The organism is Streptomyces sp. NBC_00376 (assembly GCF_036077095.1).
Taxonomy (GTDB): domain Bacteria; phylum Actinomycetota; class Actinomycetes; order Streptomycetales; family Streptomycetaceae; genus Streptomyces.
The window spans coordinates 2,040,751-2,065,857 of record NZ_CP107960.1; the positions used below are offsets into that span (position 1 = coordinate 2,040,751).

The 25,107-nt window shown below is 71.7% G+C and carries 21 protein-coding genes; 9 read left to right on the plus strand and 12 right to left on the minus strand.

What is annotated here, in order from left to right:
- Positions 1-142: 142 nt before the first annotated feature.
- Positions 143-574: a (4Fe-4S)-binding protein gene (locus OG842_RS09140; RefSeq protein ID WP_266729141.1), complete on the minus strand. Its 432-nt coding sequence runs from the start codon at positions 572-574 to the stop codon at positions 143-145.
- A 187-nt stretch (positions 575-761) separates the two neighbouring features.
- Here OG842_RS09140 and OG842_RS09145 point away from each other — a divergent pair, with 187 nt between their 5' ends.
- The 5 genes from OG842_RS09145 to OG842_RS09165 are packed head-to-tail and all read left to right on the plus strand — an operon-like array spanning position 762 to position 6,256.
- Positions 762-3,659: a nitrate- and nitrite sensing domain-containing protein gene (locus tag OG842_RS09145; RefSeq protein ID WP_266729142.1), complete on the plus strand. Its 2,898-nt coding sequence runs from the start codon at positions 762-764 to the stop codon at positions 3,657-3,659.
- Positions 3,656-4,093: a roadblock/LC7 domain-containing protein gene (locus tag OG842_RS09150; RefSeq protein WP_266729143.1), complete on the plus strand. Its 438-nt coding sequence runs from the start codon at positions 3,656-3,658 to the stop codon at positions 4,091-4,093. Before OG842_RS09145 ends, OG842_RS09150 begins: the two co-directional genes overlap by 4 nt.
- Positions 4,090-4,494 (plus strand): DUF742 domain-containing protein, encoded by a 405-nt coding sequence (locus OG842_RS09155; protein WP_376417048.1) that lies wholly within the window; start codon positions 4,090-4,092, stop codon positions 4,492-4,494. Before OG842_RS09150 ends, OG842_RS09155 begins: the two co-directional genes overlap by 4 nt.
- A gap of 6 nt (positions 4,495-4,500) precedes the next feature.
- Positions 4,501-5,070: a GTP-binding protein gene (locus tag OG842_RS09160; RefSeq protein ID WP_266729144.1), complete on the plus strand. Its 570-nt coding sequence runs from the start codon at positions 4,501-4,503 to the stop codon at positions 5,068-5,070.
- A gap of 52 nt (positions 5,071-5,122) precedes the next feature.
- Positions 5,123-6,256, plus strand: a complete 1,134-nt coding sequence (locus tag OG842_RS09165; protein WP_266729145.1) for an FAD-dependent monooxygenase — start codon at positions 5,123-5,125, stop codon at positions 6,254-6,256.
- Between the two features lie 88 nt (positions 6,257-6,344).
- Here OG842_RS09165 and OG842_RS09170 read toward each other — a convergent pair whose 3' ends face one another.
- Both OG842_RS09170 and OG842_RS09175 read right to left on the minus strand, forming a co-directional pair.
- Positions 6,345-6,746, minus strand: a complete 402-nt coding sequence (locus OG842_RS09170; protein ID WP_266729146.1) for a RidA family protein — start codon at positions 6,744-6,746, stop codon at positions 6,345-6,347.
- Positions 6,743-7,870, minus strand: a complete 1,128-nt coding sequence (locus OG842_RS09175; RefSeq protein ID WP_266729147.1) for an acyl-CoA dehydrogenase family protein — start codon at positions 7,868-7,870, stop codon at positions 6,743-6,745. The genes OG842_RS09170 and OG842_RS09175 overlap by 4 nt, the downstream gene beginning before the upstream one ends.
- A gap of 219 nt (positions 7,871-8,089) precedes the next feature.
- Between OG842_RS09175 and OG842_RS09180 the strand changes: the two genes are divergently transcribed.
- The 3 genes from OG842_RS09180 to OG842_RS09190 all read left to right on the plus strand — a co-directional run bounded on the left by OG842_RS09180 (position 8,090) and on the right by OG842_RS09190 (position 11,013).
- Complete coding sequence (locus OG842_RS09180) at positions 8,090-9,691, plus strand: AMP-binding protein (protein WP_266729148.1); 1,602 nt, start codon at positions 8,090-8,092, stop codon at positions 9,689-9,691.
- A gap of 72 nt (positions 9,692-9,763) precedes the next feature.
- Positions 9,764-10,585, plus strand: coding sequence for a GNAT family N-acetyltransferase (locus tag OG842_RS09185; RefSeq protein ID WP_266729149.1), 822 nt, complete (start codon positions 9,764-9,766; stop codon positions 10,583-10,585).
- Positions 10,582-11,013: a hypothetical protein gene (locus OG842_RS09190; protein ID WP_266729150.1), complete on the plus strand. Its 432-nt coding sequence runs from the start codon at positions 10,582-10,584 to the stop codon at positions 11,011-11,013. The genes OG842_RS09185 and OG842_RS09190 overlap by 4 nt, the downstream gene beginning before the upstream one ends.
- On the opposite strand, the gene OG842_RS09195 is transcribed toward OG842_RS09190, so the two are convergent.
- Together OG842_RS09195 and OG842_RS09200 are read right to left on the minus strand one after the other, a co-directional pair.
- On the minus strand, positions 11,000-13,312 hold the full coding sequence (locus OG842_RS09195; protein WP_266729151.1) for a bifunctional salicylyl-CoA 5-hydroxylase/oxidoreductase: 2,313 nt from the start codon (positions 13,310-13,312) through the stop codon (positions 11,000-11,002). The genes OG842_RS09190 and OG842_RS09195 overlap by 14 nt on opposite strands.
- 4 nt (positions 13,313-13,316) lie before the next feature.
- A complete protein-coding gene (locus tag OG842_RS09200; RefSeq protein WP_266729152.1) occupies positions 13,317-14,144 on the minus strand; it encodes an enoyl-CoA hydratase family protein in 828 nt (275 codons plus the stop codon).
- Positions 14,145-14,446: 302 nt separating this feature from the next.
- On the opposite strand from OG842_RS09200, the gene OG842_RS09205 reads away from it, so the two are divergent.
- Positions 14,447-14,878, plus strand: coding sequence for an ATP-binding protein (locus OG842_RS09205; RefSeq protein WP_266729153.1), 432 nt, complete (start codon positions 14,447-14,449; stop codon positions 14,876-14,878).
- Positions 14,879-14,888: 10 nt separating this feature from the next.
- Here the strand turns inward: OG842_RS09205 and OG842_RS09210 are convergent, their stop codons facing one another.
- From OG842_RS09210 to OG842_RS09240, 7 genes are all read right to left on the minus strand, one after another.
- Positions 14,889-16,331, minus strand: a complete 1,443-nt coding sequence (locus tag OG842_RS09210) for an amino acid permease (RefSeq protein ID WP_328512186.1) — start codon at positions 16,329-16,331, stop codon at positions 14,889-14,891.
- Positions 16,332-16,532: 201 nt separating this feature from the next.
- Complete coding sequence (gene argF, locus OG842_RS09215) at positions 16,533-17,549, minus strand: ornithine carbamoyltransferase (protein WP_266729155.1); 1,017 nt, start codon at positions 17,547-17,549, stop codon at positions 16,533-16,535.
- 114 nt (positions 17,550-17,663) lie between these two features.
- A complete protein-coding gene (locus OG842_RS09220; protein WP_266729156.1) occupies positions 17,664-18,896 on the minus strand; it encodes an arginine deiminase in 1,233 nt (410 codons plus the stop codon).
- 136 nt (positions 18,897-19,032) lie between these two features.
- On the minus strand, positions 19,033-21,597 hold the full coding sequence (locus OG842_RS09225) for a polynucleotide kinase-phosphatase (protein WP_266729157.1): 2,565 nt from the start codon (positions 21,595-21,597) through the stop codon (positions 19,033-19,035).
- Positions 21,594-23,093 carry a 3' terminal RNA ribose 2'-O-methyltransferase Hen1 gene (locus tag OG842_RS09230; RefSeq protein ID WP_266729158.1) on the minus strand — a complete coding sequence of 500 codons (1,500 nt, stop codon included), beginning with the start codon at positions 23,091-23,093 and terminating at the stop codon, positions 21,594-21,596. The genes OG842_RS09225 and OG842_RS09230 overlap by 4 nt, the downstream gene beginning before the upstream one ends.
- A gap of 127 nt (positions 23,094-23,220) precedes the next feature.
- Positions 23,221-24,144, minus strand: a complete 924-nt coding sequence (gene mmuM / locus OG842_RS09235; protein WP_266729159.1) for a homocysteine S-methyltransferase — start codon at positions 24,142-24,144, stop codon at positions 23,221-23,223.
- A 25-nt stretch (positions 24,145-24,169) separates the two neighbouring features.
- Complete coding sequence (locus OG842_RS09240) at positions 24,170-25,093, minus strand: LLM class F420-dependent oxidoreductase (protein WP_266729160.1); 924 nt, start codon at positions 25,091-25,093, stop codon at positions 24,170-24,172.
- Positions 25,094-25,107: the final 14 nt, after the last annotated feature.

Consider the following 25,107-nt stretch of genomic DNA (forward strand, 5'->3'; position numbering starts at 1 on the left):
CCCCGGGGGGCGTTCCGCGCCCTGCGCGTACGGGCGTCCCGGGTTCGGGTGATACGTAACGGGCGAACAGCACTCAATACAGATATATCGCCGACCGTTCCTCACCCGTACGGCGCGCCGCGCCCCCCGCCGCGCGGTGGGTTCACCCGTGCTCGCCGCAGACCCCGCTGTGGTCGCAGTAAGGCCGGTTCGCGGTGCGTCCGCAGCCGCAGAGCATCACCCGGGTCTCCTGTCGCGGCCCCTCGGGGGTGGCCACTTCGAGGTCCCCGCGCAGGTGGAGGACGCCGTCGGAGTGGAGCGAGACATGGGTCGGCACCTCGGGCTCCTCGTCGGGGGCGCCGTCGGTGCGGTGGTACTGCAGGGCACCGCTGGGGCAGCGGTGGATGACGTCGGCGATGTCGTCGGCAGGGGCGCCGTCGGGCCGGATCCACGGCTTGCGGCCCGTGTCGAAGACAGACGGCAGGCCGCGTACGCATTCGGCGGCGTGCAGACAACGGTGCACGTCGTACTCGACGGTGATGCCTTCACCGTCGTACGACCTGGCCGCGGGGCGCAGGGGCTGTTCGGTGGCCACCGGTGACCTTCCTGGGTCGGTTCTGACTCCGCAGGAACGGTTCAAGCGTCCCCCCTGACCTCCCGGCCCGCTACTCGGAAGGGGACGGACCCGGCACTTCCGCAGCATGATGGCGAAGCTGTGTGTGATCGGTGATGCCCGTGTGAGCCCGCCTTCTTTTCGTTTTTTCACTGTGCCTAATATCTATGTGTCGAAGTTCTCAACGGATTTGACCAGTCCTGAGGCTGGCATCATCAAGGAGCACGCCCTGCGCACGCGCGCCTCACGGCGGACCGCACCGACCACCATGTCGCTGCGGACAGCCCTGCTCGTCCTGGCCATCGTTCCCGGCGTCGCACTGGCCGCTCTCTGGGCCGTCACCAGTGGTCAGACCCTGCTGGACTTCCAACGCCAGGCCGCACAGGGGCAGTTGGCACAGAAGGCCGGCCAGCCGTCCAACATCGTGTACTACAACCTGCAGGCGGAGCGCCGGCTCAGCGCCGAGGCGCTCGCCCGGCACGAGGGCGCCACCGACGAACTCCAGCGGCAGCGCAAGCTGACCGACGACGCCGTCAAGAGCTTCCAGACGCTCTCCGACGTGGCCACCGACGACGCACCCGCCGAGGTCCGTGACGCGGTCGGCAAGGCCCGGGAGGCCATCAACCAGCTCCCGGCCCAGCGCGCCCTCGTCGACGACGGCGGCAGCGACCAGCAGAAGGCCGTGTACGGCTACTACACGGATCTGATCGCGGTCGACCTCCAGCTCTTCGCGGCGCTCAGCCACGTCGACAACGGCCGGATCACCACGCTCTCCCAGCCGCTGGTCGACCTGTTCTGGACCAAGGAGATGATCTCCCGCTCGGACGCCCTGCTGGCGCGCGGCTGGTCCAAGGGGAAGCTGAGCACCGAGGACCTCAAGCTGGTCCGGGAGGCCGTCTCCGGCCAGGAACTCCAGTACTCCACCAAGGTCGTTCCCCAACTGCCCCCGGACGAGAAGGCCATGTGGGAGGAGATCACCCGCAGCTCGGCCTGGAAGACCAAGACGCGGGTGGAGAACGACGTACTGCGCCCGGCCGATGCCGACGCGAAGGGCTTCGTCACCCTCGACGCCCAGGAGAAGACCTGGCGCGGGGCGATGGACGAACTCACCCCGCAGATCGAGAAGCTCCTTGAGCACCGCACCGCCAGTGTGGTCGAGGAGGGCAAGGGCAGCGTCATGTCGCTGCTGTTCAAGATGGTGCTGACCACGGTCGTCGGCCTGCTGGCCGTGATCGCGGTCATCTGGACCACCTGGCGCCTCACCCGCAACCTCCGCCGCCGGATCGGCAGCCTCCAGGAGCGGGCCGAGGAGCTGGAGAAGGCCCTGCCGGACGTCGTCGAGCGGCTCGCCCAGGGCGAGCGGATCGATGTCGAGGCCGAGGCGCGGGCCATCGAGCCCGACGGCAAGGACAGCCGCAGCGACGAGCTGACCCAGCTCGGCGACGCGCTCAACCTGGCGCGCACCAGTGCGCTGGCCGCGGCCGTCAAACAGGCCGACCAGCACCGCGGCTTCGAGCGGCTGCTCCAGCGCATCGCCCGCCGCACCCAGCAGTTGATCGGCCAGCAGCTGAAGAAGCTGGACGAACTGGAGCGCAGGCACGAGGACCCCGAGGTGCTCGACGGCCTCTTCGACCTGGACCACCTCACCGCCCGACTGCGGCGGTACGAGGAGAACCTGGTGATCCTCGCGGGCGGTTCCCCGCACCGGCGCTGGCGCAAGCCGGTTCCGCTGCTGGACGTGATGCGTTCCGCCCAGGGCGAGGTGCAGGACTACCGGCGCGTGGTGCTTGACCTCGACGGCAGCCCCTGGCTGTCGGAGCGGGCCGTCGGCCCGGTCTCCCATGTGCTCGCCGAGCTCATCGAGAACGCGCTCAGCTTCTCCCGGCCGCCGAGCCCGGTCGAGGTCAGGGCCGCCAAGGTGAGCCGCGGACTGGCCATCGAGGTCGAGGACCGCGGACTGGGGATGGAGGAGGACCAGCTGGCCGCGGCCAACGAACTGATGGTCCGGCCGCCCCGGATGGACGTGCTCGCCCACTCCGACGACATCCGTCTCGGCCTGTACGTGATCGCGCGGCTCGCGGACCAGCACGGCCTGCGGGTGGAGTTCCGCTCCTCCGCGTACGGCGGTACCCGCGTGGTCCTGCTCGTCCCCGACGAGCTGACCGTCCCCGAACCGCGTACCGGCCCGGTCGGCGTGCCGGCCCCGGCTGCCGCCGCCCCGGCTCCTTCCGCCCCTTCGGCCGACGGCGCGCTGCCCACCCGCGTACAGGGCCAGGCGCTCGCCGGAGTCACCGCGCTGCACACGTCGGGCGCCCCGTACGCCACCACCGAGCAGCCGTACCCGGCCGCCGAACAGCCCTACCCGGCCCCGGAACCGGAGCCGTACCGGCCGGAGCAGGAACAGGAGCAGGAGCAGCCGTACGTGCCGCCGTACGCTCCGCCGGCGGCGCCGTACGCCGCTCAGGAGAGCCCGTACGGCCAGGCGGAACAGCCGTACATGACGGCCGCCGGACAGTATCCCGTGGACCAGCCGCCGTACCCGGCGCCCGAGGGCCGGTACCCCGGTGACCAGGAGCCGTTCGCGACTCCGCAGCAGCCGTATCCGGCTCCGTACGCCTCCGCCCCCGGGACGGACCGCGCGACGCCCCTCCCGATTCCCGCGCCCCGGCTGTCCGACCCGGAAAGCGTCCCGCCCGCCCGGCTGCCGGTGTCGGAGCCCGACCACCCGGCCCCGCCGGACGTGGCGGCCATCCACGCCCGGGACGCGGGGCACGGGTCCGACCGGCCCGACCTTCCCGCGCCCGGTGCGGAGCCCCCGTTGCCGCGCCGGATACGGCAGGCCAGCCTGGCCGACGAGCTGCGGCTCGACCCGGCGGCCTCCCGGCCCGGCGCACCGCAGCCGCCGGACCGGCCCGAGAACCCGCAGCCGCGACCGGCGCCACGCCGGGCCGGAGCCGCGATCGGGGCGTTCCAGCGCCGGTCCCGTGCCGCCCGCGCGACCGACGAGGCACCGAAGCAGCCTGCACCGCCAGCGACCCCGCTCCCCACGAGAGAAGAACGGCCATGACACGCACAACCGCCACCCACCAGGATCTCGACTGGCTGCTCGACGGCCTGGTGGACTCGGTGGCCGAGACCCAGAACGCCGTCCTGCTGTCCGACGACGGGCTCGTGGTGAGCCACTCGCGCACCATCGACCGCGCCGACGCCGAGCGGCTGGCCGCCATCTGCACCGGCCAGCAGAGCCTGGCCCGCGGCGTCGGCCAGCTCTTCAACGGCGGCGGCGTGCACCAGGTCATCGTCGAGCTGAACGACCTCTGGCTCTTCATCATCGCGGCCGCCCAGGGCACCCACCTCGCCGTGATCGCCTCCCAGGAGGTGGACGCCGAGATCATGTCGCTCGCCATGCACAACCTCGTGCAGCAGGTCGGCCAGAAGCTCACCACGCCGGCCCGCGGCGGGTTCGACGCCTTCGGTACCGGGGACGGGCAGCGCGCGTGACCCCGTACTGGGAGGACGAGGCCGAGGAGGACGGGGCGGGCACGATGGTGCGCCCGTACACCATCACCCGGGGCCGGACCGCTCCCGAGCGGGACGACTTCAGCCTGATCACCGTGCTCACGACCGCGCAGGACCCCCGCGACGAGCACGGTGCGCCGGTGCGGCCCGGGAGGCTCCAGCCGGAACACCGGATGATCCTGGAGCGCTGCCGCCGCCCGGCCGCGGTCGCCGAAGTCGCCTCCGACCTCGGCCTCCCGGTGTCGGTGACCAAGATCCTGCTGGCCGACCTCGTCGCCCAGGGCCTGCTGCTCGCCCGCGCCCCGCTCTCGGTGGCGCGGGTGGCGGGCGGGCGCGACATGGGGCTGCTGGCCGCCGTACGTGACGGACTCCGGAGACTCTGAACCAAGATGACAAGCAGTCAGGCGGCCCCCGCCGCCGTCAAGATACTTATCGCCGGAGGCTTCGGCGTCGGCAAGACCACCCTGGTGGGCGCGGTCAGCGAGGTCGCTCCGCTGCGCACCGAGGAGTACCTGACCAAGGCCAGCATCGGGGTCGACGACCTGGCCGGTGTCGGCGAGAAGGACACCACCACCGTCGCACTGGACTTCGGCCGCATCACGGTCAGTCCCGAGCTGGTGGTCTACCTCTTCGGCACCCCCGGCCAGGAACGCTTCTGGTTCATGTGGAACGACCTGGTCAACGGGGCGCTCGGCGGCGTGGTGATCGCCGACACCCGCAGGCTGGAGACGAGCTTCGCCTCGATCGACTTCTACGAGAGCCGGGACATCCCGTTCGTGGTCGCGATCAACTGCTTCCACGGCCACAACACCCGTACCCCGGACGAGATCAGGGCCGCTCTCGACCTCGACCCGCACGTACCGCTGCTGATCGGCGACGTCCGCGAGCGCCCCTTCGGCCGGGACGTGCTGCTGGCCCTGGTGGACCACCTGATGAGCCTGCCCGTCACGGCCGGCTGACCGTCCGCCCCCCGTAACTCCCCGCACCTTTCTCGCTCTGGAGACACCTGAGATGGCAACACCCCTGCGCGTCCTGATCCACGGCGGCGGCATCGGCGGGCTCACGCTCGCCACCGCACTGGCCCGGCGCGGTCACACCGTCGAGGTCGCCGAGCTCCGCGACGAGCTGGACGCGCTCGGCGTCGGCATCATCCAGCCGTCCAACGCCCTGCACGTCATGCGGGAGATCGGGGTCCTCGACGACTGCCTGGAGGCGGGCTTCGAGTGGGAGATCCTGACCATCGCCGACCCGGCCGGCAACACGCTCGCCGAGATACCCCAGCCGCGGATGGGCGACGCCCCCTCCAACAACGGCATCCCGCGCCCCGCCCTGGCCCGCGTGCTGAACTCCGCCGCCGTCGCCGCAGGTGCGAAGATCCGCTTCGGGACCACCATCACCGAGCTGACCGACGACGGCTCCGGCGTGGACGTCACCCTGTCCGACGGCTCCTCGGGCCGCTGGGACCTGGTGGCCGGCTTCGACGGCATCGGCTCGCCGCTGCGCACCCGGCTCTACGGGGACCGCTACACCCCCGAGTACACCGGCTTCGCCAACTGGCGGGTGACGGTCCCCCGGCAGCCGCAGGTGCGGGGCGTGGTGATGGGCACCGCGGGCAAGGACGCCAAGGCGCTGCTCACCCCGATCACCGAGGAACTGATGTACCTGGGCGCGGTGTTCGCGGAGTCCGAGGACTTCCGGCCGGACCCGGAGCGGGCCCACGAGCAGCTCACGGAGCGGCTGACGATGTTCTCCGGACCGGTCGCCGAGGCGCTCGCCACCGTCACCGACCCGGCCTCGGTGGTGTACTCGCGGATCTCCCAGGTGACGGTCGAGGAGCCGTGGCACGTCGGCCGGGTCGTCCTGGCCGGTGACGCCGCGCACGCCTCCACCCCGCACATCGCCCAGGGCGCCGCGATGGCCGTGGAGGACGCGCTGGTGCTGGCCGAGTCGCTGGACGCCGAGTCCGGCGTGGCCGAGGCGCTCGAAGCGTGGGAGGCGCGCCGCCGCCCCCGGGCGATGTGGGTACAGGCCATGTCGCGTGCGGTGCTCAAGCAGGAGACGGGCAACGAGACGACGCCCGAGGAGGACGAGCTGCTGAAGGTCGGCATTCCGGGCGCCGCCCACGTGCTGGTGAAGCCGTACTGACGGCTCCCGGTCAGCGCTTGTCAGCGCTGATGGGCGCTGATGCGCCGATTGCCGTACGGGCCCGGTTCGCCGGGCCCGTACGGTGCGTTCACGGCAGTACCGCCACCCCGTCGATCTCCACCAGGGCCTGCTCGTCCCAGAGCCTGGCCACACCGATGACGGCCATGGCCGGGAAGTCGCGGCCCGCCAGCCGCCGCCATATCCGGCCCAGTTCGGCGGAGTTCTCGCGGTAGTCGGCCACATCGGTGGCGTACACGGTGACCCGGGCGAGGTCCGCCGGGGCGCCGCCCGCGGCGCGCAGCGCGGTGAGCAGATTGGTGAGCGCGGTGGCGAACTGCTCGGGCAGGCCGTCACCGACGATCTTGCCGTCCCCGTCGAGGGCGGTCTGCCCGGCCAGGAAGACCAGTTGGCTGCCGGTGGCCGTGACGGCGTGCGAGAAGCCCGTGGGCGGGGACAGCTCGACGGGGTTGATCCGGTGGACCGGACTCATGCGGAAGCCTCCCGGGTCGCGTACAGCTCCTTGGCGATGATCGTGCGCTGGACCTCACTGGCGCCCTCGTAGATCCGTGGCGCGCGGACCTCCCGGTAGAGGTGTTCCAGGAGGTGGCCGCGGCGCAGGGCGCGGGCGCCGTGCAGCTGGACGGCGGTGTCGACGACGTACTGCGCGGTCTCGGTGGCGTACAGCTTCGCCATGGCGGCCCGGCCCGGCACCCCGGACTCCCCCGCGTCGTACGCGGCGGCCGCCGCGAACACCAGGAGCCGGGCGGCCTCGGTCCGGGTGGCCATCTCGGCGACCTGGTGGGAGACGGCCTGCAGGTCCTTCAGCGGGCCGCCGAACGCGGTGCGGTGGGCGGTGTGTTCCACGGCGGCGTCGAGGGCGGCGCGGGCCATGCCGACGGCGAACGCGCCGACGCTGGGGCGGAAGAGGTTGAGGGTGTCCATGGCGACCCGGAAGCCCCGGTCGGGTTCGCCCAGGACGTCGTCGGGGGTGACCGGGACACCGTCGAAGGCCAGGGCGCCGATGGGGTGCGGCGAGAGCATGTCGAGGGCGGTGCCGGTCAGTCCGGGGCGGTCGGCGGGGACCAGGAACGCGGTGATGCCGCGGGAACCGGCGTCCTGGGTCGTGCGGGCGAACACGGTGTAGAAATCGGCCTCCGGCGCGTTGGAGATCCAGCATTTCTCGCCGGTCAGCCGCCAGCCGCCGGCAGCGGGTCCGGCGCTCAGGGCGAGGGCCGCCGCGTCGGAGCCCGCGCCCGGTTCGCTGAGCGCGAAGGCGGCGACGGCGCGGCCCGCCCGCACCTCGGGGAGCCAGCGTTCGCGGTGGGCCGGGGTGCCCGAGCGGAGCAAGGGGTGGGTGCCGAGACCCTGGAGGGCCAGCGCGGTCTCGGCCTCGGTGCAGCCGCGGGCCAGGGACTCGCGGAGCAGGCAGAGATCGAGGGCTCCCGAGCTCAGCATCCGGTCGAGCAGGCCCGACTCGCCGAGTGCGGCGATCAGCGGGCGGTTGACGTGGCCGGGGTCGCCCTTCTCGGCGAGGGGGCGCAGTTGCTGCTCGGCCAGGGTTCTTAGCTCTTCACACCAGGCGGTCTGTGCCGGATCGAGTGAGAATGCCGTCATACGGGCGCCCTTCTGGTCGCGTCTCGTCTTCCTGGTCTCTCGTTCCCGCTTTCCGGTCTCTCGTTCCCTTTTTTTCCGTCCGTGTTCCTGCCCGCGCTTCCCATCCGTTCGATATCCCGTTTCCCGTCCGCCCGTTTCCCGTCCACCCGGTCTATCGCGGACCGTTGACTACCGTCACCCAAACGATACGCTCCAGAGGCGACAAGGGGGCGAGCCGTCATGGACCCGAAGACCTCAGCGCACGTCGACACCTTCGCCAGGGAGCACCTGCCACCGCAGGACCAGTGGCCGCAGCTGCTCTTCGGCCTTCCCGAGCTGCACTATCCGGACCGCCTCAACTGCGCGGCGGAACTGCTGGACCGTACGGCCGACCGCTTCGGCCCCGACCGCCCCGCCTTCCGCACCTCGGACGGCGCGGTGTGGAGCTACCGGGAGCTGCGGGAGCGGGTGGACCGGATCGCCCATGTCCTCACCTCCGATCTGGGGGTCGTACCCGGCAACCGCGTCCTGCTGCGCGGCGCCACCACACCCCATCTGGCCGCCTGCTGGCTCGCGGTGCTGAAGGCCGGCGCGATCGCCGTCACGGTGCTGGACCGGCAGCGGTCCGCCGAACTGTCCACCATGTGCTCCATCGCCCGGGTGAGTCACGCGCTGTGCGACGCCCGCGCGGTCGACGACCTGGTGAAGGCCGAGGTGCCGGGGCTGCGCATCACGGCGTACGGAGGCGACGCCCCGGACGATCTGCTGCGCCTGGCCGAGGCCAGGCGCGGGCCGTACGAGGCCGTGCCTACGGCGGCGGACGATGTCGCGCTGATCGCGTTCACCTCGGGCACCACCGGACGCCCGAAGGGGTGCATGCACTTCCACCGGGATGTGCTCGCCATCGCCGACACCTTCTCGGCCCATGTCCTGCGGCCCACCCCCGACGACGTTTTCGCGGGCAGCCCGCCGCTCGGCTTCACCTTCGGGCTCGGCGGTCTGGTGGTCTTCCCGCTGCGGGCCGGTGCCAGTGCCCTGCTGCTCGAACAGGCCGGCCCCGCACAGCTGCTCCCCGCGCTGGCCGCCCACCGCGTCTCGGTGCTGTTCACCGCGCCGACCGCCTACCGCGTGATGCTCGACCACATGGACCACCATGATCTGAGCGCGCTGCGGCGCTGCGTCTCGGCCGGGGAGAACCTCCCCGTCGCCACCTGGCGTGCGTGGCAGGAGCGGACCGGGCTGCGCATCATCAACGGCATCGGCGCCACCGAGCTGCTGCACATCTTCATCTCGGCCGCCGACGAGGCGATCCTCCCCGGCACCACCGGGATCCCCGTCCCCGGCTGGCAGGCCCGGGTACTGGACCGCGAGGGCCGCCCGGTGCCGGACGGGGAGCCCGGACTGCTCGCGGTACGCGGCCCGGTCGGCTGCCGCTATCTCGCCGACGAGCGACAGCGGGACTACGTGGCGCACGGCTGGAACATCACCGGGGACACCTACGTGCGGGACCCGGACGGCTACTTCCGTTACGTGGCCCGCGCCGACGACATGATCATCTCCTCCGGCTACAACATCGCGGGCCCCGAGGTCGAGGACGCCCTGCTGCACCACCCCTCGGTGGCCGAGGCCGCGGTGGTGGGCCGGGCGGACGAACTGCGCGGCCAGATCGTGGTGGCGTACGTGGTGCTGCGCGAGGGCACGGAAATGGCGGCCGACGAGCTGCGCGCGTACATGAAGGGCGAGCTGGCCCCGCACAAGTGCCCGCGCGTCATCGAGTTCCTGCCCGCCCTCCCCCGCACCGCCACCGGCAAGCTCCAGCGCTTCCGGCTGCGGGCCGACTGAACCTTCCCGCTGCGGGACGACTGAACCGGAAATCCGGGTGCCCCGCTCTCCGCGCGCCCGGCAGGATGAACCATGCCCTGGACCTTCACCGATGAAGTCGACGTCTTCCTCGACGCGGCCGGCGCCTCGCTGGCCGTCCGCCCCGCCGAGAACACCCTGATCCTGACCGTCACCGAGACCCTGCGGCGCCACGGCCCGCACGCCTACGGCGACGCCGCCCCGCTGCTCGGCTGGTGGCGCGGGGCGGACGGCGAGGTCGCGGGGACGCTGGTGCAGACGCCGCCGTACCCGCCCGTGCTGGGGTCCGTCGCCCCGGAGGCGGTCGGTCCGCTGGCCGCCTCGCTCCCGCTGACCCGGATCAACGCGGACCGGGCCACCGCCGAGGCGCTCGCCGCGACCTGGCCCGGTCACCGGGTCGACGAGGAGCAGCGGCTCTACCGGCTGGCGACGCTGCTACCGCCCTCCCCGGCCCCGCCGGGACGGCCCAGGGCCGCGGCCGCCGCCGACCGGGAGCTGCTGGTGCGCTGGGTCCGCGACTTCGCCGAAGGGACCGGCCAGTCCGGTGCCCACGCCGAGCGGCTGGTCGACGAGCGCATCGCGTCCGGCGGGCTGACGCTCTGGGAGGACGACGGCGTCCCGGTGTCGATGGCGGGCGTCTCCCCGCGACTCGCGGGCATGGTGCGGGTCGCGACGGTCTACACCCCGCCGGAGCGCCGAGGCCGGGGCTACGCGGCAGCGGTGACGGCGGAGATCAGCCGGGCGGCGAGGGGGGCGGGCGCGCGGGAGGTGCTGCTCTTCACCGACCTGGCGAACCCCACCAGCAACGGCGTGTACCGGCGCATCGGCTACCGGGCGGTCTCGGACCGGCTGCTGATCAGCGTGGTGGAGCGGTGAGCGCGGCGCCCGAGCCGGTCTGGCTGGTCGCCGCGAACGTGGTGCTGTGGCGGCGGTACGGGGAACTCGGCCAGGAGCTGCGTCCTGGCACGAAGGCGTACCGGGGCGGGGCGAAGGTGTATGTCATCGACACCTATGCGGGGATGGGAAACCAGCAGCTGACCACGGTGGGGCACGGGCGGCACACCGGTCACTGGATCACCACCGACACGGGGACCCGCCATCTGCACACCTTCCGGGCGCAGTTGGTGTACGCGCCGGCCGTGCTGAAGCGGTGCGACGGCCGGGGGTCCGGTACCCGGGAGGAGGCCGAGGAGCTGGCCGCGCTGCTGGAGCGGATCGCCCGCGAGGAGCGGCACGCCCACCACGCGGCCCCGCACCCGGACCGGTGCCTGTGCCACGAGTGCCTGCCCGTCACTCCAGGGTGAGCCGGGGCTTCGGCGCGTCCGTTCGGCCCGTCGGCGGGGTGCGGCTGCCCGCGCGGTACGGGAGCGGCCAGGGCGCGCCCGGTCCTTCGTAGCCCTGCTCGGCCGCCGCGTGCAGGGTCCACTGCGGGTCGTAGAGATGGGGGCGGGCCAGGGCGCAGAGGTCGGCCCGGCCCGCGAGCAGCAGGGAGTTGACGTCGTCCCAGGAGGAGATCGCGCCGACCGCGATGACGGGCACGCACAGGGTGTTGCGGATCCGGTCGGCGTACGGGGTCTGGTAGGAGCGGCCGTACTCGGGGTGCTCGTCGGGGACGACCTGGCCGGTGGAGACGTCGATGGCGTCGGCCCCGTGGGCGACGAAGGCGCGGGCTGTCTCGACGGCGTCCTCGGCGGTGGTGCCGCCCTCGGCCCAGTCGGTGGCGGAGATCCGGACGGTCATGGGCCGGTCGTCGGGCCAGTCGGCGCGGATCGCGTCGAAGACCTCCAGGGGGAAGCGGAGCCGGCCATGCAGGGAACCGCCGTACTCGTCGGTGCGGTGGTTGGTGAGCGGCGAGAGGAAGCCGGAGAGCAGGTAGCCGTGGGCGCAGTGCAGTTCGAGCAGGTCGAAGCCGCAGTGGGCGGCGCGCCGGGCCGCCGCCGCGAACTGCTCGCGCACGGTGTCGAGCCCGGCCCGGTCCAGGGCGTGCGGGACCTGGTTGACGCCGGGTGCGTACGGGATCGGGGAGGCGGCGGTGAGCGGCCAGTTGCCGTGGTCGAGGGGCTGGTCGATGCCTTCCCACATCAGCCTGGTGGAGCCCTTGCGTCCGGAGTGGCCGAGCTGCACGCCGATGGCCGTGCCGGGCGCGCTCGCGTGGACGAATTCGGTGATCCGGGTCCAGGCGGCGGCCTGTTCGGGGGTGTAGAGGCCGGTGCAGCCGGGGGTGATGCGGCCCTCGGCGCTGACGCACACCATCTCCGTCATGACGAGTCCGGCGCCGCCGAGCGCGCGGGCGCCCAGGTGGACGAGGTGAAAGTCGCCGGGGACGCCGTCGGTGGCCGAGTACATGTCCATGGGTGAGACGACGACGCGGTTGCGCAGTTCGAGGCCGCGCAGCCGCAGCGGGGTGAACATCGGCGGGACGCCCGGGGTGCAGCCGAACTCCGTCTCGGCGGCGGCGGTGAAGGAGGCGTCGCGCAGCCGCAGGTTGTCGTGGGTGACGCGGCGGCTGCGGGTGAGGAGGTTGAAGGCGAACTGGCGGGGCGGCTGGTCGACGTAGGTACCGAGCTCCTCGAACCAGCGCAGGCTGGCAGCGGCGGCCCGCTGGGTCGATTCGACGACCGGGCGGCGCTCGGCCTCGTACGCGGACAGTGCGCGCGGCAGGTCGGGCTGTTCCTCGATGCAGGCGGCGAGGGCGAGGGCGTCCTCGACGGCGAGTTTGGTGCCGGAGCCGATGGAGAAGTGCGCGGTGTGGGCGGCGTCGCCGATGAGGACCGTGTTGCCGTGCGACCAGTGGGCGTTGACGACGGTGCGGAAGGTGAGCCAGGAGGAGTTGTTGGAGCGCAGCGGGCGGCCGCCGAGCGCCTCGGTGAAGATCTTGGCGCAGCGCAGCGTGGAGTGCTCGACCTCGCAGGTGTCGAATCCGGCGGCCCGCCAGACCTCCTCGCGCATCTCGACGATGACGGTGGAGGCGTCGGCCGAGAAGGGGTAGCCGTGGAGCTGCATCACCCCGTATGCGGTCTCGGCGGTCTCGAAGCGGAAGGCGTCGAGGGCGAAGTCGGCGGCGAGCCAGATGTAGCGGCAGCGGTGGGTGGTGAGGCGGGGGCCGAAGGTGTCGGCGTGGGCGGCGCGGGTGAGGCTGTGCGCCCCGTCGGCGGCGATCACCAGGTCGTGGGTGGCGGCCAGCTCGGCGGCCGGCGGTGCCTCGGTGCGGAAGCGGAGGCGTACGCCGAGGGAGTCGCAGCGCTCGTGCAGGATCCGCAGCAGCCTGCGTCTGCCCAGCGCGGCGAAGCCGTGGCCGCCGGACGTCTGGGTGACGCCGCGGTGGACGATGTCGATGTCGTCCCACCGTACGAATTCGCTCTGGAGGGCCCGGTACACGACGGGGTCGGCGTGTTCGATGCCGCCGAGGGTCTCGTCGGAGAGGACGACGCCGAAGCCGAAGGTGTCCTCGGGGGCGTTGCGCTCCCAGACGGTGATGTCGCGTTCCGGGTCGAGCCGCTTGAGCAGGGCGGCGGCGTAGAGGCCGCCGGGCCCGCCGCCGATGACCGCGATGCGCCGCACGCCGGTTCGGGTCGCGTCGGCCGGATTCGCTTCGGACGGCATCGCGCTACCTGCCCCGCCACTTCGGAGGCCGCTTCTCGGTGAAGGCGGCATGGAATTCGGCGTAGTCCTCGCCGTGCATCAGCAGGGCCTGGGTGGCGGCGTCCATCTCGACCGCGGCGGCGAGCGGCATGTCGAGTTCGGCGGTGAGCAGGGCCTTGGTCTGGGCGAGGGCGAGGGCGGGTCCGTCGGCGAGGCGGCGGGCGAGCGCCGCCGCGCGTACGTCCGCCTGACCCTCGTCGGTCAGCTCGCTGATCAGCCCGATCCGTTCCGCTTCGGGTGCCCGGACCGGTTCGCCGAGCATCAGCAGCCGGGTGGCATGGCCGAGGCCGACGACGCGTGGCAGCAGGTAGGCGGCTCCCATGTCGCCGCCGGAGAGGCCGACCCTGGTGAACAGGAAGGCGAAACGGGCCGACGGATCGGCGACCCGGAAGTCGGCGGCCAGCGCGAGAACGGCCCCCGCGCCCGCCGCCACCCCGTGTACGGCGGCGATGACGGGGAAGGGGGTCTCACGGAGGGCCCGCACCACCTGCCCGGTCATGCGGTTGAAATCGAGGAGCTGGGCGGTGTCCATCGCGAGTGTCGCGCCGATGATGTCGTCGACATCTCCGCCGGAGCAGAATCCTCGGCCCTCCCCCGCGAGCACCAGGGCACGCACGCTGCGTTCGCGGGACAGTTCGGCGAGCAGATCGCGCAGGTCGGCGTAGGCACCGAAGGTGAGCGCGTTGAGTTTCTCGGGCCGGGCGAGCGTGACGGTGGCGACCCCGTCGTCCGTCGTCAGCCGCAGATGGCGCCAGTCGTCCGTGTGCGGGGCGGAGCTGGGAAACGGGCTCATGGAGGGGGCTCCCCTTCAGCCGTCGGGCCGCTACCTGCCCTCGAACTTATCACTCGTACGTGACTTCCGTCACGAGCACGCAATACGTGGAGTGTGAGAACGCAGTGGCCAACGTCCCTTTCATACCGGTCGGCAGGCCCTTGTCTGTGTCGTTGCGGTTCGTAAGGTTGAAACGGAGAAGTCTTGACCGCCAGAAAGTCCCGCATCCGTGCGGACCGCCGGAGAATCCGCCCGCATCCGTGCGGACCGCCGAAGAGTCCGCATCCGTGAACCCGCCCCCACCCCGGAACGGAAACCATGCCGTGCCCCCCGATGTCCCCCTTCCCGCCTCCTGGCGGATCGCCCTGCCGCACTCGACGGCGGCCGTGCCGATCGCCCGCGCCCTGATCCGTACCGCACTCGCGGACATCGACGCACCGGCCGACAGCGACACCGCCGAGCTCCTCACCGCGGAGCTGGTCGCCAACGCGGTCGAGCACACCCGGAGCGACGAGCCCATCGAGCTGGTGGTGGAACTCCTGCCGACCGGCTTCCAGGTCGAGGTCCACGACCGCGACCCCGCCCCGCCGTCCGGCCTGTCCTTCCCCCCGCCCGGCGGCGAACCGGACCCCTGGCAGGAGCACGGCCGGGGCCTGCTGCTGATCCGTACGCTCAGCTCGTCCTGCGGACACCGCACGACGGAGCGCGGCAAGGCGGTGTGGTTCACCCTGCCGTCCCTCACGCCTCAGAGCTGAAGGGCCGCCCTCAGCCGGTCGCTCCGGCGCCGGCCAGCCGGGAGCGGCTGCGGCCGTAGAAGGCGTACACCGCCGAGCCGACGGCCAGGAAGACCGCGAACTGGACCCAGGTCGCCCAGCCCGTCCCGTACATCAGATAGAGGCAGAAGCCGACGCCCAGGAGCGGGCTCAGTGGATAGAGCGGCACCCGGAACGATCCCTTCACCTCCGGGTTGCGGCGCCGCAGCACGATCACCGCGAGGTTCACCGCGACCATGGTGGCCAGTGCGCCGATGGTCGTCAGGTTCACCACCACGTCCAGCGACGAGAAGGCCGCCGGGACCGCGAAGACCGACGCCACGATCCAGGTGTTGGCGACCGGCGTCGCCGTGCGCGGGGAGACCCGCTCGAAGACCCGCGGGATCAGTCCGTCCCGCGACATCGACATCAGGATGCGGGTCTGCCCGTACATCGCCGCGAGCACGACGGACGCGATCGCGACGACCGCGCCGAAGGCGATGATCCCGCCGCCCACGGTCGAGTCGGTGACCTGGTCGACGACGATCGAGAGCGCCGCGGGCTGGTCGGCCACGGCCTTCGGCCCCAGCGCGCCGATGGCGGCGAGCGCGACCGCGCAGTACAGCAGGGTGACCAGCCCGATGCAGACCATGATCGCGATCGGGATGTTCCGCCGCGGGTTCCTGACCTCTTCGCCCGCCGTGGTGATGGCGTCGAAGCCGATGTACGAGAAGAACGCCAGTGACGCACCGGCCGTGACCCCGCCCGCGCCCTGGGCGAAGAACGGCGTGAGGTTGCCGTGCTCGAAGGCCGTGAAGGCGATGACGCAGAACGCGACCAGGATGGTGATCTTGAGGACCGCCATCGCGGCGGTGGCCCCGGCACTCTCCCGCACGCCGCGCGCCAGCAGCGTCGCGGCCATCATGACCACCAGGACGGCGGGCAGATTGATCACGCCGCCGTCACCGGGTCCCGCCGAGAGGGCGGCCGGCAGCTGCACGCCGAACAGGCTGTCCAGCAGTTCGTTGACGTACTGGCTCCAGCCGACGGCGACCGCGGAGAGCGAGACGCCGTACTCCAGCAGCAGGCACCAGCCGACGAGGAACGCGACGCGTTCACCGAGGGTCGCGTAGGCGAAGGAGTAGGAGCTGCCGGAGACCGGGATGGCGCTGCCCAGCTCGGCGAAGGAGAACGCGGTGAAGATGCAGGTGATCGCGGCCAGCACGAAGGAGAGCACGACCGCGGGACCCGCCTCGGCGACGGAGTCGGAGAGGCCGACGAAGATACCGGTCCCGACCACGGCGCCGATACCGAAGCACACCAGCTGGAAGAGCCCCATGGTGCGCTTGAGGCCGTGCCCCTCCAGGTCGGCGCCGGACTCGGCGATCAGCTGGTGGGGGCTCTTGATGCGCGGCCCGGACGGGTGCGGGGGCCTCGGTGGGCACAGCGGACTCACGGGGATGGTCTCTTCTCTGGTGGAGCATGTGGGGGGCGTGCGCCCGGGACTGTGGGGGCTCCGGTGACGCACAGAAAAAAATGGGGTTCGAGCGTGCGAGCTCGAACCCCACCAAGGAGCGACATATTAGTCGCCTTCACGCATGTTCACCCAATCGGGCGCATGCCCATGCAGCGAATCGGGCGTAGGCCCATGCAGCGATCAACCCTTGCCCGCCGGCGGCGCCATGGTCGCCACCAGAACGGCCTTGATCGTGTGCATCCGGTTCTCCGCCTCGTCGAAGACGACCGAGTGCGCCGACTCGAAGACCTCGTCGGTGACCTCCAGCTCCGTCAGCCCGTAGTCGGCCTCGATCTGCCGCCCGATCCCGGTGCCCAGGTCGTGGTAGGCCGGGAGGCAGTGCAGGAACTTCACGTCGGCGTTGCCGGTGGCGCGGAGCACGTCCATGGTCACGCTGTACGGCGCCAGGGCCTCGATGCGCTCGGCCCACACCTCCTTGGGCTCACCCATGGAGACCCAGACGTCGGTGGCGACGAAGTCGGCACCCTTGACGCCCTCGGCGATGTCCTCGGTGAGGGTGACGGTCGCACCGCTCGCGTCGGCCAGCCGGTGGGCCTCGGCGACGATCCGTTCGGCGGGCCAGTACGCCTTCGGTGCGACGATCCGGACGTCCATGCCCAGCAGGGCGCCGGTGATCAGATAGGAGTTGCCCATGTTGAACCGGGCGTCGCCGAGGTAGGCGAAGGCGATCCGCTCCAGCGGCTTGTCGCTGTGCTCGGTCATGGTGAGGACGTCGGCGAGCATCTGGGTGGGGTGCCAGTCGTCGGTGAGCCCGTTGAAGACCGGCACGCCGCCGTGGGCGGCCAGCTCCTCCACGGCCGCCTGGCTGTCACCGCGGTACTCGATGCCGTCGAACATCCGGCCGAGAACGCGGGCCGTGTCCTTCACCGACTCCTTGTGCCCCAGCTGGGAGCCGGAGGGGTCCAGATAGGTCGTGGACGCGCCCTGGTCGGCGGCGGCCACCTCGAAGGCACAGCGGGTGCGGGTCGAGGTCTTCTCGAAGATCAGCGCGATGTTCTTGCCGCGCAGCCGCTGCTCCTCGGTCCCCGACTTCTTGGCGCTCTTGAGCTCGGCCGCGAGCTCGATCAGGCCGCGGAACTCCTCGGCCGTGAAGTCCAGCTCCTTGAGGAAGTGGCGGCCTGTGAGGTCTATGGCCATGGGACAGCTCCTGGGTCGGGCGAGGATCGCACGTACAACGATTCTGGAAGTCTATACGACACCATGCATCGCTATACGGTGCGGGTCGCTTCGCGCCTGCGCCCGTCCCACCCCCTACACCGGGTCGCGCACCACCGGACAGCTCATGCAGCGGGGGCCGCCCCGGCCCCGGCCGAGTTCGCTGCCCCGGATCTCGATGACCTCGATGCCCTCCTTGCGCAGAAAGGTGTTGGTGGTGGCGTTGCGCTCGTACGCGACGACGACACCCGGCTCGACGGCCAGGACATTGCAGCCGTCGTCCCACTGCTCGCGCTCGGCGGCGTGCACGTCCTGGGTGGCGGTGAGGACCCGGATCGACTCCAGCCCCAGGGAGTGCGCGATCGCCTGGTGCATGTGCTCGGGCGGATGGTCGGTGACCTTCAGGTCCCGGGGCCCCGCGCCGGGCTCGATGGTGTACGAGCGGAGCATGCCCAGGCCGGCGTACTTGGTGAAGGTGTCGCCGTCGACCATCGTCATCACGGTGTCGAGGTGCATGAACGCGCGGCGCTTGGGCATGTCGAGCGCCACGATCGTGTGGGCCGAGCCGGCGTCGAACAGCCCGCGGGCCAGCATCTCCACCGCCTGCGGGGTGGTTCGCTCGCTCATCCCGATGAGGACGGCGCCGTGGCCGATGACCAGGACGTCGCCGCCCTCGATGGTGGACGGATAGTCGTCCTGCCCCTGGGACCAGTGGTGGAAGGCGCCCGCTTCGGGCCCGGTGAACAGGGGGTGGTGGCGGTAGATCGCCTCGAAGTGGACCGTCTCGCGCTGCCGGGCCGGCCAGCGCATCGCGTTGATGGACACCCCGTCGTATATCCAGGCCGAGGTGTCCCGGGTGAAGAGGTGGTTCGGCAGCGGGTCCAGCAGGAAGTCGTCCAGGTCCATGACGTGGAAGCGGACGGAGACCGGCTCGCCGTGACCTGCCAGGAACTCCCGCTTGGTCATGCCGCCGACGAGCGCGTCGGCCAGCTCCGCGCTGGGCAACTCCTCGAAGGCGGCCCGCAGATGCTCGGTGGCGAGCGGTCCGTACTCCTTCTCCTCGAAGACCCGGTCCAGCACGAGCCGTCTGGCCACCGGGATGTCCAGCGACTCGCGGAGCAGATCACCGAAGAGGTGCACCTCCACGCCGCGGTCGCGCAGCACGTCCGCGAAGCCGTCGTGCTCCTGGCGGGCCCGGCGCACCCAGAGCACGTCGTCGAAGAGGAGCGCGTCCTTGTTGCTGGGGGTGAGCCTCTTCAGTTCCAGATCGGGGCGGTGCAGGATGACGCGGCGCAGCCGCCCGGCCTCGGAGTCGACATGGAATCCCATGCCTCCATCCTCACCGTGCGCGGGCCGGTGAACCCTGCGAATCGCCAGTGGGTTCTGCGTTGATCGCTCCGCACGACCCACCGGCGATCGCTCCGCACAACCCACCGGCGATACCAAGCCGCCTTCGCGCCTCGCCTCAGAGCCGCGGGTCGACCGGCTCCGACTCCAGGGCCAGCACCGCGAACACCGCCTCGTGGACCCGCCACAGCGGCTCACCGTCGGCCAGCCGGTCCAGCGCTTCGAGCCCCAGCGCGTACTCCCTCAGCGCCAGCGACCGCTTGTGCCCGAGGAACCGTCCGCGCAGCCGTTCCAGGTTCTCCGGGCGGGTGTACTCGGGGCCGTAGATGATCCGCAGGTACTCCCGGCCGCGCACCTTGATGCCCGGCTGGACCAGCCTGCCCTTGCCGTCCCGTACCAGCGCGGCGAGCGGCTTGACGACCATGCCCTCGCCGCCGCGCCCGGTCATCTCCAGCCACCAGTCGACACCGGCGCGCACCGATGCCTCGTCCCCGGTGTCGACGACGAGCCGGCGGGTGACCTGGAGGAGCCCGGTCGGGTCGTGCTCGACCAGCCGGTCGAGCCAGGCCAGCTGCTCGTCGTGCGGTACGGCGGCCAGCGAGCGGCCCTGCACGGCGAGGATCTGGAACGGCGCGAGCCGCACCCCGTCCAGGCCCTGGGTGGACCAGCAGTACCGGCGGTACGCCTCGGTGAACGCGGCGGCGTCCTCGGCCCGCCCCTGCTGGCGCTCCGCGAGCGGACCGACGTCCACCCCTCGGGCGGCCGCCGCCGCGAGGGCCGCGTTGGCCTCCGGGAGGACGGCACCGGACGCGGCACCGACGGCGGCGTACTGCGAGCGCAGCAGCCCGGCCGCCTTGAGGGACCAGGGCATCAGCTCGGCGTCGAGCAGCACCCAGTCGGTGCCCCACTCCTCCCAGAGCCCGGCGGCGGCGACGGCGGTGCGCAGCCTGCCGAGGATCACCTCGGTGAGTGCGGCGTCGTCGAGGAAGGGCCGTCCGGTACGGGTGTACAGCGCCCCGGTCGGACCACTCGCTCCACCGGAGGTGCCCCCGGCGCCGAACCGCTCACGGGCGGCGGCCGCGTCCCGGCAGACCAGGGCCACCGCACGCGATCCCATGTGCTTCTCCTCGCACACGACCTCGGTGACGCCGTCCGCCCGGTACTGCTCGAAGGCCTCGGCCGGGTACTCCAGATAGCCGTCCTCGCGCGAGGCGGCGGTGGGCGCCATGGTCGGCGGGAGGTAACCGAGCAGCTGGGGGTCGACGGCGAACCGGCTCATGACTTCGAGCGCGGCGGCGGCGTTCTCCTCACGGACCGCGATGCGGCCCATGTGCCGGGTCTCGACGATCCGCCGGCCCTGCACATCGGCCAGGTCGAGCGGCCGTCCCTCCCGGCCACCGGGTGCCTCCGTGGCCAGCGGCTTGGTCGGCTCGTACCAGACCCGCTCGGCCGGCACGTCGACGAGTTCGCGCTCCGGCCAGCGCAGCGCGGTCATCTTCCCGCCGAAGACCGCCCCGGTGTCCAGGCAGATGGTGTTGTTGATCCAGGAGGTGTTGGGCACCGGGGTGTGGCCGTAGACCACGGCGGCACTGCCGCGGTACTCCTCCGCCCAGGGGTAGCGCACGGGCAGGCCGAACTCGTCGGTCTCGCCGGTGGTGTCCCCGTACAGGGCGTGCGAGCGGACCCGTCCGGAGGTGCGGCCGTGGTACTTCTCGGGCAGGCCGGCGTGGCAGACGACGAGCTTGCCGTCGTCGAGCACGTAGTGGCTGACGAGCCCGTCGATGAACTCCCGCACCTGCTCGCGGAAGGCCGGGTCCTTCTCGTCCTCCCGGTCCAGCTGCTCGATGGTCTCGGCAAGTCCATGGGTGTGCTGGACGTTGCGGCCCTTGAGGTAACGGCCGAGCTTGTTCTCGTGGTTGCCCGGTACGCACAGAGCGTTGCCCGCCGACACCATGGCCATGACGCGGCGCAGCACTCCGGGGCTGTCGGGGCCGCGGTCCACGAGGTCGCCGACGAAGACCGCCGTACGACCTTCGGGGTGCGCGCCGTCGACGTAGCCGAGCTTGCCGAGCAGGGACTCCAGCTCGGAGCTGCAACCGTGGATGTCGCCGATGATGTCGAAGGGGCCGGTGAGGTGGCGCAGGTCGTTGTAGCGGCGCTCCAGCACCACTTCGGCGTGCTCGGCCTCTTCCTCGGTGCGCAGGATGTGCACCTTGCGGAAGCCCTCGCGCTCCAGGCCCCGCAACGAACGGCGCAGTTCGCGGCGGTGGCGCTGGATGACATGGCGCGGCATGTCGGCGCGGTCGGGGCGGGCCGCGTTGCGCGCGATGCAGACCTCTTCGGGCAGGTCGAGGACGATCGCGATGGGCAGCACGTCATGGCTCCTGGCCAGCTGGACCAGCTGCTTGCGGCTCTCGGACTGGACGCTGGTGGCGTCCACGACGGTCAGCCGACCGGCTGCCAGCCGCTTGCCGACGATGTAGTGGAGTACGTCGAAGGCGTCCCGGCTGGCGCTCTGGTCGTTCTCGTCGTCGGCGACCAGGCCGCGGCAGAAGTCCGAGGAGACGATCTGGGTGGGCTTGAAGTGCCTGCGGGCGAAGGTGGACTTGCCCGAGCCGCTGGCCCCGATGAGGACCACGAGGGAGAGATCGGTCACCGGCAGGGTGCGTGCGGTACTGGTCATGCGGCATTCGCCTCCTTCTCGGTCCGGGGCCCGCGCCGCTGCGCGGTTCCGTCGGCCGCGGTCATCGTGAACACGGCCATCTGTGTGGGCGGTCCCACCTCGGGGTCGTCCGTCCCCACCGGGACGAAGTCGACTCCGTATCCGTGCCGCTCGGCCACTTCCCGGGCCCAGTCGCGGAATTCGGCCCTGGTCCACTCGAACCGGTGGTCGCCGTGGCGCACCTGCCCGGCGGGCAGGGTCTCCCATCGGACGTTGTACTCGACGTTCGGCGTCGTCACGAGGACGGTCCGCGGACGGGCCGAACCGAACACGGCGTACTCCAGCGCGGGCAGCCGCGGCAGGTCGAGGTGTTCGATCACCTCGCTGAGCACCGCCGCGTCATACCCCTTGAGCCGCTTGTCGGTGTAGGTGAGCGAGCCCTGCAGGAGTGTGACCCTGGCTGCCTGCCGCTCTCCCATCCGGTCCAGCTTCAGCCGTCGTGACGCGATGGTGAGGGCGCGCATGGAGACATCGACGCCGACGATCTCGGTGAAGGCCACGTCCTTGAGGAGTGCCTGCACCAACTGGCCCTGGCCGCAGCCCAGGTCGAGGACCCGGCTCGCGCCGGCGGCCCGCAGCGCTTCGAGGACGGCGGCGCGCCGCTGCTCGGCGAGCGGGACCGGCTTCTCCTCGGTGTCGGTCGTCTCGTCCACCGCGTTGTCGATGCTCTCGACTTCGAGGTCGTCCGACTCCGCGAGCCGCACCAGTTCCAGCTGCTGCATCGCCTGCCGGGTCAGCCCCCAGCGCCGGGACAGATAGCGGCTGGTGATCAGTTTCTGCTCGGGATGGGCGGCGAGCCAGCCCTCGCCCGCCCGGAGCAGCTTGTCCACCTCGTCCGGTGCGACCCAGTAGTGCTTGGCGTCGTCCAGCACCGGCAGCAGCACGTACAGCTGACGCAAGGCGTCCGCCAGCCGCAGCTCGCCTTCGAGCACCAGGCGTACGTACCGGGAGTCCCCCCACTCCGGGAACTGCTCGTCCAGCGGTACGGCCACGGCTTCCACGCTCGTCCAGCCGAGCGGCCCGAAGAGCTTGCGCACCAGCTCCGCACCACCGCGGGCCGGCAGCGCGGGCACCTCGATCCGCAGCGGCATCGGCGCCTGCGCGCGCTCGGGCAGTGCGCGGCACACACCGTTCAGCGCGGACTTGAAGACCGCGCTCATGGCGACGGACAGCAGCGAGGACGCCGCGTACGGGCGGTCGTTGACGTACTGCGCGAGCGCCGCGTCGGGAGCACCGCCCCGGCCCTTGCCCTTGCCGCGGCGCACCAGCGCCACGGGATCCACTTCCAGCAGGAGCGCCGCGGTGCAGCGCTCGGCGGATGCCTCGGGGTAGAAGACATGCGCGGTGCCGTGGGAGGTGGAGAACGTCTGCGCCTTCTCGGGATGCTTGTGCAGCAGAAAGCCGAGGTCGGTCGCTGGACGTTCCGGGTTGCCGGTCGTACTGATTGTCAGGAACACACGTCCGAGTATGGTCCGCTCCACTTGCCCCCCACCAGGTATTTTCGCGTGCTCCGGGCATCTGCCCGGCCGGCGTTCCGGGCCGACCCCGCGGCGCGGCGCCCGGCCGGACCGCTCCCACTCCCGCTCACGTCGGCCCGTCGGCCCCCGCGGTGCCGAGCAGCCCGGCCAGTTCCGCGATGGTGTCCGGGCCGACCCGGCAGCAGCCGCCGATCAGCCGGGCCCCGTCGTCCTGCCAGGCCCTTGCTCCGCCCGGGTCGAACGTGGCGGCGCCGGCCCATCCCCGGGCCCCCGCGTCCCACCCCTCACCGCTGTTCGGGTAGACGACGACCGGCTTCCCGGTCACCTCGGCGGCCACCCGCACCGCCCGGTCCGCATCAGCCGGATCGCAGCAGTTCACCCCCACGGCCATCACCTCGTCGTGCCCCCGGACCAGCCCGAAGGCCGTCTCCAGCGACTGGCCCGCCCTGGTCCGGTCACCCGCCACGCTGTACGAGAGCCAGACCGGCAGCCCGCACCCCTCGACCGCCCGCAGCAACGCCTCGGCCTCGTCGACGTCCGGCACCGTCTCCAGCGCCAGCACATCGGGCCCGGCGGCGGCCAGCGCCTCGATCCGGGGCCGGTGGAAGCGCTCCAGTTCCCGGCCGGTGAGCCCGTACCGGCCCCGGTACTCGCTGCCGTCCGCCAGCATCGCCCCGTACGGGCCGACCGAAGCGGCGACCCAGACGTCCCGCTCCACCGCACCGGCGGCCCGCCGCGCCAGCCGGACACTCAGGGCGAACAGCTCCGCCGCCTCCGCCCGTCCGATCCCCCGCCGCGCAAATCCTTCGAAGCTCGCCTGGTATCCGGCCGTGATGAGCACCTGCGCACCCGCACGCACATAGGCGGTGTGGGCCGCCTCGATCTGGTCCGGCCCGTCGGTCAGCAGCCGGGCCGACCACAGGGCATCGGACAGATCGCAGCCCTGCGCCTCCAGTTGGTTGGACAGCCCCCCGTCGAGCAGGACCGGTCCTGCCGCGAGGGCTCTGCCGAGCGTACGGTCGGGGTGCACAGGTGGCTCCTTGCGTCGTTGGTCCTCAGCCGAGCTGGGACTGGACCTGGGCGGAGATCAGCTCCAGGTGATCCAGGTCGTCCAGGTCCAGGACCTGGAGGTAGATCCGGGACGAGCCGATCGCACCGTACCGGCCGATCTTGTCGACCACCTCGGCGGGCGAGCCCGCGAGCCCGTTCGCCTTCAGCTCCGCCACCTCACGCCCGATGACGGAGGCGCGGCGCGCCACCTCTGCGTCGTTCCTGCCGACGCAGACCACCAGGGCGTTGGAGTACACCAGGCCGTCCGGTTCGCGGCCGGCCGCCCTGGCCGCTTCCCTGACCCGGCCGAACTGCTTCTCGCTGTCCTCCAGCGACGCGAAGGGGATATTGAACTCGTCCGCGTAGCGTGCGGCCAGTTGCGGGGTACGCGTCGCACCGTGACCACCGATCAGCACCGGCACCCTGGCCTGCGCCGGCTTGGGCAGCGCGGGCGAATCGGTGAGCTGGTAGTAGGTGCCGTCGAAGCTGAACGTCTTGCCGGTCTCCGTCGCCCACAGCCCGGTGATGATCTCCAGCTGCTCCTCCAGCCTGCCGAACTTCTCCTTGGGGAACGGAATGCCGTAGGCCTTGTGCTCCTCCTCGAACCAGCCCGCGCCGAGGCCGAGTTCGACGCGCCCGCCGGACATCTGGTCGACCTGCGCGACCTGGATGGCGAGCACGCCGGGGAGCCGGAAGGTCCCCGCGGTCATCAGCGTGCCGAGCCGGATCCGCTTGGTCTCACGCGCCAGCCCGGCCAGGGTGATCCACGCGTCGGTCGGGCCGGGCAGCCCGTCCCCCGGCCCCATGCGGAGGTAGTGGTCGGAGCGGTAGAAGGCGTCGAAGCCGAGGTCCTCGGTCGCCTTGGCGACGGTGAGCAGGGTGTCGTAGCTCGCCCCTTGCTGGGGCTCGGTGAAGATTCGAAGATCCATGCGTCCATCCTGCA

Coding starts and splice junctions, on each gene's coding strand:
- OG842_RS09150 (WP_266729143.1), top strand. CDS start 3,656: ATGACACGCACAACCGCCACCCACCAGGATCTCGACTGGCTGCTCGAC.
- OG842_RS09160 (WP_266729144.1), top strand. CDS start 4,501: ATGACAAGCAGTCAGGCGGCCCCCGCCGCCGTCAAGATACTTATCGCC.
- OG842_RS09165 (WP_266729145.1), top strand. CDS start 5,123: ATGGCAACACCCCTGCGCGTCCTGATCCACGGCGGCGGCATCGGCGGG.
- OG842_RS09170 (WP_266729146.1), bottom strand. CDS start 6,746: ATGAGTCCGGTCCACCGGATCAACCCCGTCGAGCTGTCCCCGCCCACG.
- OG842_RS09175 (WP_266729147.1), bottom strand. CDS start 7,870: ATGACGGCATTCTCACTCGATCCGGCACAGACCGCCTGGTGTGAAGAG.
- OG842_RS09180 (WP_266729148.1), top strand. CDS start 8,090: ATGGACCCGAAGACCTCAGCGCACGTCGACACCTTCGCCAGGGAGCAC.
- OG842_RS09185 (WP_266729149.1), top strand. CDS start 9,764: ATGCCCTGGACCTTCACCGATGAAGTCGACGTCTTCCTCGACGCGGCC.
- OG842_RS09195 (WP_266729151.1), bottom strand. CDS start 13,312: ATGCCGTCCGAAGCGAATCCGGCCGACGCGACCCGAACCGGCGTGCGG.
- OG842_RS09200 (WP_266729152.1), bottom strand. CDS start 14,144: ATGAGCCCGTTTCCCAGCTCCGCCCCGCACACGGACGACTGGCGCCAT.
- argF (WP_266729155.1), bottom strand. CDS start 17,549: ATGGCCATAGACCTCACAGGCCGCCACTTCCTCAAGGAGCTGGACTTC.
- OG842_RS09220 (WP_266729156.1), bottom strand. CDS start 18,896: ATGGGATTCCATGTCGACTCCGAGGCCGGGCGGCTGCGCCGCGTCATC.
- OG842_RS09225 (WP_266729157.1), bottom strand. CDS start 21,597: ATGACCAGTACCGCACGCACCCTGCCGGTGACCGATCTCTCCCTCGTG.
- OG842_RS09240 (WP_266729160.1), bottom strand. CDS start 25,093: ATGGATCTTCGAATCTTCACCGAGCCCCAGCAAGGGGCGAGCTACGAC.